General features: G+C 56.2%; 10 protein-coding genes. 4 read left to right on the forward strand and 6 right to left on the reverse strand.

Annotated elements, in window-relative coordinates:
• The first annotated feature begins 43 nt into the window (after positions 1-43).
• Entirely contained in the window at positions 44-739 is a 696-nt protein-coding gene (gene ypfH / locus MWH02_RS20155; RefSeq protein ID WP_101763528.1) for an esterase, read from the forward strand.
• A 47-nt stretch (positions 740-786) separates the two neighbouring features.
• Here the strand turns inward: ypfH and MWH02_RS20160 are convergent, their stop codons facing one another.
• The 3 genes from MWH02_RS20160 to MWH02_RS20170 are packed head-to-tail and all read right to left on the reverse strand — an operon-like array spanning position 787 to position 2492.
• Positions 787-975, reverse strand: coding sequence for a YpfN family protein (locus MWH02_RS20160; protein ID WP_008108368.1), 189 nt, complete (start codon positions 973-975; stop codon positions 787-789).
• 19 nt (positions 976-994) lie between these two features.
• Positions 995-2122 (reverse strand): succinyl-diaminopimelate desuccinylase, encoded by a 1128-nt coding sequence (gene dapE, locus MWH02_RS20165; protein ID WP_271461314.1) that lies wholly within the window; start codon positions 2120-2122, stop codon positions 995-997.
• Between the two features lies 1 nt (position 2123).
• Positions 2124-2492: an ArsC family reductase gene (locus MWH02_RS20170; RefSeq protein WP_101763530.1), complete on the reverse strand. Its 369-nt coding sequence runs from the start codon at positions 2490-2492 to the stop codon at positions 2124-2126.
• Positions 2493-2896: 404 nt separating this feature from the next.
• Between MWH02_RS20170 and ypfM the strand changes: the two genes are divergently transcribed.
• Positions 2897-2956: a protein YpfM gene (gene ypfM, locus MWH02_RS23115; RefSeq protein WP_137386901.1), complete on the forward strand. Its 60-nt coding sequence runs from the start codon at positions 2897-2899 to the stop codon at positions 2954-2956.
• Between the two features lie 196 nt (positions 2957-3152).
• Here the strand turns inward: ypfM and acrD are convergent, their stop codons facing one another.
• The 3 genes from acrD to narQ all read right to left on the reverse strand — a co-directional run bounded on the left by acrD (position 3153) and on the right by narQ (position 8895).
• A complete protein-coding gene (acrD, locus tag MWH02_RS20175) occupies positions 3153-6269 on the reverse strand; it encodes a multidrug efflux RND transporter permease AcrD (protein WP_271461315.1) in 3117 nt (1038 codons plus the stop codon).
• A gap of 195 nt (positions 6270-6464) precedes the next feature.
• Positions 6465-7097 carry a response regulator gene (locus MWH02_RS20180; protein WP_101763532.1) on the reverse strand — a complete coding sequence of 211 codons (633 nt, stop codon included), beginning with the start codon at positions 7095-7097 and terminating at the stop codon, positions 6465-6467.
• A gap of 109 nt (positions 7098-7206) precedes the next feature.
• Positions 7207-8895 (reverse strand): nitrate/nitrite two-component system sensor histidine kinase NarQ, encoded by a 1689-nt coding sequence (gene narQ / locus MWH02_RS20185; protein ID WP_192411411.1) that lies wholly within the window; start codon positions 8893-8895, stop codon positions 7207-7209.
• A gap of 244 nt (positions 8896-9139) precedes the next feature.
• Here narQ and MWH02_RS20190 point away from each other — a divergent pair, with 244 nt between their 5' ends.
• Positions 9140-9412 (forward strand): YdgH/BhsA/McbA-like domain containing protein, encoded by a 273-nt coding sequence (locus MWH02_RS20190; RefSeq protein WP_101763534.1) that lies wholly within the window; start codon positions 9140-9142, stop codon positions 9410-9412.
• Positions 9413-9691: 279 nt separating this feature from the next.
• Entirely contained in the window at positions 9692-11194 is a 1503-nt protein-coding gene (ansP, locus tag MWH02_RS20195; protein WP_271461316.1) for an L-asparagine permease, read from the forward strand.
• The last annotated feature ends 152 nt before the right edge of the window (positions 11195-11346 follow it).

Consider the following 11346-nt stretch of genomic DNA (forward strand, 5'->3'; position numbering starts at 1 on the left):
TCTCTGTGCCAGCAGCGGAGTATAGTGATTTGAGGAGGATCTTATGGCACTACGATATGTAATTGTTCAGCAACCCAGCAGTGCAGCACAGCTGTTTCTGCTGTATCACGGCATCAACGACAACCCGGATTCGATGGCGCAGATTGGTAGCTGGTTCGCGAAAGCGTTCCCGCAAGCGCTGGTGGTGTCGGTCGGCGCACCTTACGCGGGCAGCGTGCCGCAAGGACGTCAGTGGTTTGCCGATATTCCGCCGCACGATCGTTCGGAACAGCAGGGCGTGGATGCGATCATGCCAGAGTTTGTGGCATCGGTGCGTCACTGGCAGCAAGAGAGCGGCGTGCGTGCCGAAGCCACGGCGCTGGTGGGCTTTTCCCAGGGCGGCATCATGGTGCTGGAAGGCATGAAAGCGCAGCCGGATTTGGCGGGACGCGCGATTGTGTTCAGCGGCCGCTATGCCACGTTGCCGTTGCGGGCCAGCACGCGCAATACCATTCATCTGATTCATGGCGATTACGACGAACAGATCCCGCTGCAGCACGCCGAAGAGGCGAAGCAACGTCTGATTTCGTTGGGCGGCGATGTCACACTGGATGTGGTGGAAGATTTACCGCACGCGATTAACGATCGCAGCATGGAACTGGCGCTGAATCATCTGCGTTATACCGTGCCGCGTCGTTACTTCGATGAGGCGCTAAGCGGTGCGAAGCCGGGCGATGATGATGTGGTGATGATGATGTAGCAGGATGCGTAACGGCGCGAGTTATCGCGCCGTTTGCGATATGACGATTATTTCTTTTTCGGCCAGTCGTCCTCGTCATCCCATTTATCGTTGAAATCACGATGCGGCGGTAACGTCGGTTTGTTGTCCATGAATTTTTTATGGTCGATACGTTTTAGGTCTTTGTAAACGTTCATCAAAATACCAACCATCAGCAGGATCACCAGGATCCACCAGTACTCTTTAAAGAATTCCATCCCCTTTCTCCTTTCGCGCTTAGGCGATCAGCTGTTCCATGATGCGCTGATACATACGGCTCAGCATCTGCAAATCTGACGCTTTCACGCACTCATTGATCTTATGAATGGTGGCGTTCACCGGGCCCAGTTCCACCACCTGCGCACCCATGCGCGCAATGAAGCGCCCATCGGAGGTGCCGCCGGTAGTTAGCAACTGCGGCTTAATTTCATTATAGTGCGCCACAGCGTTCACCACGGCATCCACCAGCTTACCGCGTGATGTCAGGAATGGCTGGCCGGAAACATTCCACTCCAGCGTATAGCGCAGCTGATGACGATCGAGCAGCTCCGCCACGCGATCTTTAATCATCTGATCGGTCAACTGCGTGCTGAAACGGAAGTTGAACTGCACAAAGAATTCGCCAGGAATCACGTTGTTGCTGCCGGTTCCGGCCTGCACGTTGGCGATCTGCATGCTGGTCGGCGGGAAGAATTCGTTGCCTTCATCCCACACGGTTTCTACCAGCTCATTCAGCGCCGGCATGGCGCGATGCACCGGATTATCCGCCAGATGCGGATAGGCTACGTGGCCCTGCACGCCATGAATAGTGAGATTCGCGGTCATCGAGCCGCGACGGCCATTCTTCACCACGTCACCCACAATCTCGGTGCTCGACGGTTCGCCGACCAGGCAATAATCCATGCGTTCGTTGCGCGCCATCAAGCGCTCAACCACTTTCACCGTTCCGTTAACCGCGCTGGCTTCTTCATCGGAGGTAATCAGAAACGCCAGACGACCTTTATGCTGCGGATTAGCGGCCACAAAGCGTTCCGCTGCCACCACCATCGCCGCCAGCGAACCTTTCATATCGGCGGCACCGCGGCCAAACAGCATGCCGTCGCGGATGCTGGGTTCAAACGGCGGGCTGATCCAGCGGTTGGCGTCGCCCGGCGGCACCACATCGGTATGACCGGCAAACGCCAGCGTTTCGCCCTGGCCGCGCGTCGCCCAAAAGTTCAGCGTATCGCCAATGTGCATTGGCTCAACCGTGAAGCCGATGGCTTCCAGACGCGTAATCAGCAGCGCCTGACAACCGGCATCATCCGGGCTGAGTGACGGGCGACGGATAAGCTGCTGAGCCAGCTCAATAACCGGACAGAACATATTATGACTTCTCCTGGATAAAGGCGGAATAAAGGGAATCTTTGAAGCCGACCAGCAGATCGCCATTCGGCGCGGCTAACACCGGACGCTTGATGATGGCAGGCTGCGCCAGCATCACCGCTTTGGCGCTGGCGGCATCGTTTACCGCGTCGCGTTCGGCTTCCGGCAGCTTGCGCCACGTGGTACCGCGCGTATTCAGCAGCGCCTCATAACCGAGTTGATCGATAAACGATTGCAGCAGCGCGTCGTCAATGCCCTCCACGCGATAGTCGTGAAAACAGTAGTCGATACCGGAAGACGCTAAATAGTTGCGTGCTTTTTTAATCGTGTCGCAATTTTTAATTCCGTACATCACCCACTGCGCTGTCATCGCTTATTCCCGTTGAGTAAAAAATAAAGCGCGAGTTTACCACAGCGCTCTAAGGGCTGTGAGCGCTGACGGTGAAAGCCGGCCTTATTCACCCATTTTTCATGACCTTTAAGCCGTTATAAATTTTATTACTTAGGGCCAGGAAGCGCTTTCACTTACGCACCTAATAATTGCCTGCGACATCATTAAGCCACTAAGGATTATCCTAAACGCAGATTTCTGCTACCCGATTTAATTCAGCCATTTTTCCTGCCGCATTATAGAGTTGCTGAAATGTGCGTCAGTACGCAATTTCAACAGATTGAAGCTTTTCTACGCTTTTGCCGATAGTGATAACAGGTGGAAACGTATTCACCACCAGAAAAAAACGGCGTAGAATTGCCGCTACAATAAGAGAGGGTTTTATGGTCGACACCGAAATGGGAAACTGGAAAGAATTCATCGAAGCGATGTTACGTAAGTAACGCGTGAAGAGAAAAGCAGGGCACTTCCCAACTTGCTGTAATTCTTACCACACACAACAATAAAGCCGCCATGGATGTTCATGGCGGCTTTTTTATTCATTTAACCGCGCGCGATATATCACGCCGCGACAAGTGTGTGCACTTGATATGCGCGGAACCTGATGTCCGCACAAGCCTTAGCGGCGCAATGGCCTGCTTAATCGTGCGGCTTCTCTTTCAGCGGGAAGCGGCGGCGTACCACCACAAAGAACAGCGGCACAAAGAAAATCGCCAGCACGGTAGCGGAAATCATCCCGCCCATCACGCCGGTACCCACCGCGTGCTGGCTGCCGGAACCGGCACCGCTGCTGATGGCCATCGGCAGTACCCCGAAGATAAACGCCAGCGAAGTCATCAGGATCGGGCGCAGACGCTGACGCGAAGCCTCCAGCGTAGACTCCATCAGCTCGCGGCCTTTACTGTTGATCTCATTGGCGAACTCGACAATCAAAATGGCATTCTTCGCCGACAAGCCAATCACCGTGAGCAAGCCCACCTGGAAATAGACATCGTTCTCCAGCCCGCGCATCCAGGTTGCCACCAGCGCGCCCACCACGCCGAGCGGCACCACCAGCATCACTGAGAATGGAATCGACCAGCTCTCATACAACGCCGCCAGACACAGGAATACCACCAGCAGCGAAATCGCATACAGCGCCGGCGCCTGAGAACCGGACAAACGTTCCTGATAGGAGGCGCCGGTCCACTGGAAGCCTACGCCCAGCGGCAGCTGCCCAACCAGTTTCTCCATCTCGTCCATCGCGGTACCGCTGCTGACGCCGTTCGCCGCTTCACCGACAATCTCCAGCGCAGAGTAACCGTTGTAGCGCTCCAGACGCGGTGAACCGGTTTGCCAATGGCTGGTGGCGAAGGCAGAGAAGGGCACCATGCTGCCGCTGTTGTTACGCACATACCACTTATTCACGTCTTCCGGCAGCATGCGGAACTCTGCCGCCGCCTGCACGTAGACTTTCTTCACGCGACCGCGATCGAGGAAGTCATTAACGTAGGTTGAGCCCCACGCGGTGGTTAAGGTGTCATTGATGGTGTCCAGCGACACACCAAGCGCCTGCGCTTTGCGCTGGTCGACATCAATCTGCAACTGCGGACTGTCGTCGAGGCCGTTGTGACGTACGCGTGACAGCGCCGGATTGCTGTCAGCCATCTCCAGTAACTTATCGCGCATTGCCATTAGTCGCGTGTGGCCGATGCCACCGTGATCCTGCAACTCCATATCGAAGCCCGACGAACTGCCCATGCCGGTAATCGCGGGCGGGCTGCTGGCGATAACGCGCGCTTCGTTGATCGTGTGGAAGGCTTTTGTCGCACGCTCGATGATGGCGAAAGAGGTGCGATCGCTGCCCGGACGCTCCTCCCAATCTTTCAAGCGAACGAACAGGCGCGCGACGTTTTGACCGTTACCGCCAGGACCCGCTCCGATGGTGGAGAACACCGAAACCACATTGTCTTTCTCCTGGGTCATATAATAATTCTCGACCTTCGCCACCACGTCCGAGGTTTGTTGCAGCGTCGAACCGGCCGGCAATTGCACCTGCGTCAGGAACACGCCGCGATCTTCCAGCGGCAGGAACGAGGTGGGCAGACGAATAAACAGGAACGCCATCACGCCGATAATCGCCAGATAGAGCAGCAGCCAGCGGCCGCCTTTACGCAAAATTTTGGCGACGCCGCGCTCGTAACGTTCTGCGCTGGCGTTGAAGGTGCGGTTAAACCAGCCGAAGAAGCCACGACGACCGTGATGATGGCCTCGCTCCAGCGGTTTCAGCAGCGTGGAACAGAGCGCGGGCGTCAGAATCATCGCCACCAATACCGACAGCACCATCGCCGAAACGATAGTGATCGAAAACTGGCGATAGATGGCGCCGACGGTCCCGCCAAAGAACGCCATCGGCACAAACACCGCCGACAGCACCAGCGCAATGCCGACTAGCGCGCCCTGAATCTGGCCCATCGATTTACGCGTAGCGGCGCGCGGCGACAGACCTTCCTCGCTCATGATGCGCTCGACGTTTTCCACCACCACGATAGCGTCATCCACCAGCAAGCCGATGGCGAGCACCATGGCGAACATCGTCAGGGTGTTGATGCTGTAGCCGAAGGCGTAGAGCACCGCAAAGGTGCCGAGCAGCACCACCGGCACGGCGATAGTTGGAATTAGCGTGGCACGAAAGTTTTGCAGGAACAGATACATCACAAGGAACACCAGCAGGATCGCTTCCAGCAGGGTCTTCACCACGTCTTTAATCGAGGCCTTAACAAACGGCGTGGTTTCGTAAGCGACTTTGGCTTCCAGCCCGTGAGGGAAGTAATGCGACAGCTCAGCAATACGCTCACGCACCAGTTTGTCGGTGTTCATCTCATTGGCGCCGGAAGCCAGCTTAATGCCGAGCCCCGATGCCGCCTGACCATTGTAGCGGCTGAGGAAGTCATATTTTTCCGCGCCCATCGCCACATCCGCCACATCGCCGAGCGTCACCACCGAGCCGTCGCTGTTGGTTTTCAGCGTCACTGCTTTGAACTGCGCCGGGGTTTGCAGCATCGACTGCGCATTCACCGTGGCGTTGAGCGCTTGCTTGTCCACCGACGGCAATCCGCCTACCTGACCCACCGCTACCTGCGCATTTTGCGATTCAATCGCGCTCACCACGTCTTCGGTGGTCAGCGCGTAGGCAATCAGCTTGTTGGGATCGAGCCAGATACGCATCGCATATTGCGAGCCGTAAGCATCCACCTGGCCGACACCATCAACACGGCTGAGCGGATCCTGAATGTTACTGGCGACGTAATCTGAAATATCCTGTTTGTCCATGCTTCCGTCGGTAGAGACGAAGGCAATCATCAGAATATTGCTGTCACCGGTTTTATTCACCGTCACACCTTGTGACTGTACCGCCACGGGCAGTTTACGCAGTGCACTTTGCAATTGGTTTTGCACCTGCTGGCGCGCTTCGTCGGGATTGGTGCCCGCGGTAAAGGTGAGGGTGATCTGGGCCTGGCCGGTGTTGCTGCTGTTGGAGGACATGTACATCAAATTATCGATGCCGGTCATGTTCTGTTCGATAACTTGCGTAACGGTGTTTTCCAGCGTTTCCGCGGATGCGCCGGGATAGTTGGCGGTGATACGCACGTTAGGCGGCGCGAGGTCGGGATATTGCTCAACCGGTAGCGAGACGATCGCCAACGTACCGCACAGGCAGAGCAGAATAGACAGAACCCAGGCAAAAATGGGCCGGTCGATAAAGAAATTCGACATGAAACCGACACTCCTCAACTGCGTATTTTTTACTTTTATTATGATGAGCGCGATGCGCGGACGGCGTCACGCTGGCGGAGTGCAAACTGCTCTCTCGAAAGACTCCTGCTGCAGACACTCTACGCGGCACAAATTAGAGAATCGTGAGTAAATTATGGAGAAAGTGTAAATATAGTGACGGTTTTTTGTGCGCGACTACAGATGTCGGCTTTCGAGCCACAGTACCGTAGCGGCAACGCGCGAACGGACATCCAGCTTACGCAGCAAGTTGCGAATGTGCACTTTTACCGTCTCTTCGGAGATATGCAAGGTGGCAGCAATTTCCTTATTCGATAAGCCACGCGCCACTTCCTGCAGCACATCCAGTTCGCGTTCGGTGAGCTGTTTGAACGGATTTGTCGTCGGCTGGCGCGTCGCCAGATAATCGGCCACCACCTCGCTAAACACGTTTTCACCTTTAGCGCCGCGCATCACTTGCGCCAGCAGTAGTTCGGGTTCGCTGTCCTTGAGCAGATAGCCATCGGCACCAGCATCCACCATCGCATAAATATCACTGCGCGCATCGGAAACCGTCAGCACCAGAATCCGTGCGGCGATGCCTTCGTTACGCAGCGCTTTCAGCGTGTCCAGCCCGGACATGCCTTTCATGTTGAGATCCAGCAGAATGACATCCGGCGATAAACGGCGTGCTTCGGCCAGCGCTTCAGTGCCATTATTGGCTTCCGCTACCACGTCCAGCCGGGGCTCCAGCGCCAGCAACTGGCGAATACCACGGCGCATCAGTGGATGATCGTCAACGATCATAATAGTCAGGGAAGGGTTAGCCATAATATCTCCAGTATCAAAGGCAACTTTCTTTCATTAACGCATCTGCCGTAGCGGCGCAGTTTATTACGCGATGAATCGCGCCGCTACAGCAGGTGCGCTCTATAATCTGTCAGCTCAACCGGTGCGTCGGGCGCGGTGGAAAACGCAGCGTGACGCGCGTGCCTTGCGCCTGCGGGGTAATCATCAGCGTGCCGGATAACCGCGCGGCGCGCTCCGCCATGATGGTGAGACCATAATGCCCTGGCGGCTCTTCGAGGCTGCTGATGCCGCAGCCATCGTCTTCGATTGTCAGTAAGTGGTCCTCATCAGCGACACGCTGATAGTGAATCTGAATATTGTGCGCCTGCGCATGGCGAATCGCGTTGAGCAGCGCTTCGCGCGCAATCTGCAGCACATGCACTTGCTGCTGCGCATCCAGCATCTGCAAGCCGGGCTGATAATCGAAGTCGATTGCCGCCTGCGATTGCTCCTGCAGCGGCGCAATCATCGCCTGCATCGCCTGCACCAAATCAGCCTGTTCGATGGTCAGACGGAAGGTGGTCAGCAGTTCGCGCAGCTGCTGATAGGCTTCGGCCAGCGCGCGATCGAAATCAGCGATAATCGCCAGCGCCTGCGGTTGCGACCCATCGACATTGCGTCGCAGCAGCGCCAGCTGGATGCGCAGGAAAGAGAGCGACTGCGCCAGCGAATCGTGCAGTTCGCGGGCAATGGTGGCGCGCTCTTCTATTAATAGCATCTGCTGATACTGCTTTTGCGTCTGCCAAATCCACAGTGCGCGCGCCAGCATGTTCGCCAGGCTCTGCATCAGTTCGTCGGCGGGCGGTGCGCGGTGGGTTTGCCAGCACAGATCGCCCAGCCGCTGCTCTTCCTGCATCAACGGCAAACGCTGCCAGCTCACCTCATCCGTTGCCACACCGGCCTGAAACTCAATCCCTTCGCTGACAATTTTCAGCACCGTCAGCGCTTCACGGCGCTGTACCAGACGCAGCAATCCCTGAAACAGTTCGGGATTGGGTGGGCTGCTGGTGAGAATTTGTGAGCTTTCATACAGTAGAGAAAGTGTGCGATTGGCCTGGGTGAGATCTTCGGTTTTATCACGCACCGCGCACTCCAGCAGGCGATAGTGCGAATGCAGCCGTTCCGCCATGGTAGTAAATGCCTGCGCCAGCACGCCCAGTTCATTCGGCTGTTGCACCGGCAGCGGCGGAAAAGCGAAATTCGCCTGCTCAACATATTGGCTGGCGGTCACCAGCGCGTTGAGCGGTCGCACCACGTTGCGGCGGATAAAGCGAATCGTCCACAACGCCAGCGCCACAATCGCCAGAAAACCGAACAGGCTGCTGGCGGCCACCAGATGCATCTTCAGTTCAGCATAATGCTGTAATGCCAGCACGAAGCGGTCGATCTCGCTGACGTAGCCCGCGACACGCTGCTGGTAGATTTGTGCCCGCTTGGGCTGCAACGTTTCCTGCAGCATCGGCCAGCTGTGACGCAGATAGCGATAGCGGCTACTCACTTCAAGCGGTACCCACGCGCGCTCCAGATGCTGCAGCGCCGGGGATTCCAGCGTTTGCCGGTAGAGTTGGATGTGATGATTCAACTGTTGCGGATCGCGCGTGCTGTCCCATGCCAGACGGTAAATCTGCATGCGCAGCGATCCGGCGACATTCACCGCTTCGGCATCGCGCAGGCTGCTGGAGAGCGTCATCAGCGCCAGCCCGGTGGTCAATAGCGACAGCAGCACAATCACGCTGAGTGCGCGCGCAATGGTACGAGTAACGGGACGTTTCACAATCACAGTAATAACCCTTGTAAGAGCGGGGGATTATAGGGCAGCCGTGCGGTGACGGCGAGTGAGATCTCGTCACATCAGGTTACTTTTAACAGAGAAAACCCTTTCTCTTTACCTTTCTCTAAATAACCCGCGCTAAGCTGGCGAATTATTAAACGGCTTTACGGCTTGCTCAACCTGGTTTTCATTCCCTGCGTGATAATAAGTCCTGTAACGCTTAACCCTTAACGGAAGACAACAGGAGCATCACATGAAGAGACGTTATGCCGTTCTGACTGCTGCACTGCTTGCCACCGCAAGTTTCTCGACGTTGGCGGCCCAGCCCGTAAGCGCCACGCAAGCGCAAAACCTGCAAAGCGCGGGCACCGTTTCCATCAGCGGCGTACGCGGCTCGCTGGATGATGCAACGCGCCATCTGTCGCAAAAAGCGCAAGAGGAAGGTGCCAGCGGCTATCGTGTTATTGGTGTACAAACTCCGGGCGACTCCAGCCTGTGGAGCGGCACCGCAGAGATTTATCGTTAATTCCCTCCAGTAGTTATCCCTGTAGCCATCCTTTTACCGGTCAGCCCTCTGGCCGGTTTTTTTGTGCACCGCGACGGATTATTACAATTCATCTTGTGCAGCCTGGCGGTATTTTTTGCTTCGTTCTTGCAGAACGGGTAGGATTCATCGCCGTAAATTCCCAGCCCGCCACGCGACATCGTTCCGCCGCTGTGACACCGGGTTTTTACCCCATTTCGCACCGCCATACGCAATCGTTTGGTTACGCGGTGATTGATGGTCAGGACAAACAGGATAGCTATGAAATCAACTAAAAAAACCGCAGCCGAACAACGCGCTGCGAAAAGACGCTGGCTCAACTCGCATGACAGCGGTTACCACAAAGCAATGGGTAATCGTCAGGTACAAATGATCGCCATCGGCGGTGCTATCGGTACCGGTCTGTTCCTCGGTGCTGGCGCGCGCCTGCAAATGGCCGGTCCTGCACTGGCGCTGGTTTATCTGGTGTGCGGTATCTTCTCCTTCTTTATCCTCCGAGCGTTGGGCGAACTGGTGTTACATCGTCCTTCCAGCGGCAGCTTTGTTTCTTATGCGCGTGAATTCCTTGGGGAAAAAGCGTCTTACGTTGCGGGCTGGATGTATTTCGTTAACTGGGCGATGACCGGTATCGTCGATATCACCGCAGTCGCGCTTTATATGCACTATTGGGGCGCGTTTGGCGATGTGCCGCAGTGGGTGTTTGCGCTAGGCGCGCTGGCGATTGTCGGCACCATGAACATGATCGGCGTGAAGTGGTTCGCGGAGATGGAGTTCTGGTTCGCGCTGGTGAAAGTGCTGGCTATCGTGGTGTTCCTGATTGTCGGCGTGGTGTTCCTCGGCAGCGGTAAACCGCTGGACGGCAATACCACCGGCTTCCATCTGATCACCGATAACGGCGGTTTCTTCCCGCACGGCTTGCTGCCAGCGCTGGTGTTGGTGCAGGGCGTCGTGTTCGCCTTCGCCTCGATTGAGCTGGTAGGTACCGCAGCAGGCGAATGTAAAGATCCCAAGACCATGCTGCCAAAAGCCATCAACAGCGTGATCTGGCGTATCGGCCTGTTCTACGTCGGTTCCGTGGTGCTGCTGGTACTGCTGCTGCCGTGGAATGCCTATCAGGCGGGGCAAAGTCCGTTCGTGACCTTCTTCTCCAAACTGGGCGTGCCTTATATCGGTAGCGTAATGAACATCGTGGTGCTGAGCGCCGCGCTGTCGAGCCTCAACTCGGGTCTCTATTCCACCGGCCGTATTCTGCGCTCCATGTCGATGGGCGGTTCTGCGCCACAGTTTATGTCGAAGATGAGCAAGCAGCAGGTGCCGTATGCCGGCATTCTGGTCACCGTTGCCGTTTACATCATCGGCGTGGTGCTGAACTACTATGTGCCGTCGCAGGTGTTTGAAATCGTTCTGAACGTGGCGTCACTCGGCATCATCTCGTCGTGGGCCTTTATCGTGGTGTGCCAGATGCGTCTGCGCAAAGCGATCAAAGAGGGCAAAGCCGAAGATGTCAGCTTTAAGCTACCGTGGGCGCCGTTCACCTCCTGGTTGACGCTGCTGTTCCTGGTGAGCGTGCTGGTGCTGATGGCGTTCGACTATCCGAACGGCACTTACACCATCGCCTCGATTCCCCTGATTGCCGTGGTGCTCGTGCTGGGTTGGTTTGGCGTGCGCAAACGCGTTAATGCCGAAGCGATGAAAGAGCACGAACATCATGCTGACAACCAGGATGATGTATCGCCGAAACTGGCGGACGATAACGCGCGTTAATCGTAGCGATTCTCATCTACGGGGGCCTTTTGGCCCCCGTTTTTATTTCAATTCCCCTTCACTTGATCCCACGTCGGGATTTACCCCTTTGGGGTGATATAGCCCTCTTTAGCGTCAGGTTATTTTACGCACCATCTCTCTTTCCCCCGTTT

Source organism: Pantoea leporis, assembly GCF_028048155.1.
Classification (GTDB): Bacteria; Pseudomonadota; Gammaproteobacteria; order Enterobacterales; family Enterobacteriaceae; genus Pantoea; species Pantoea leporis.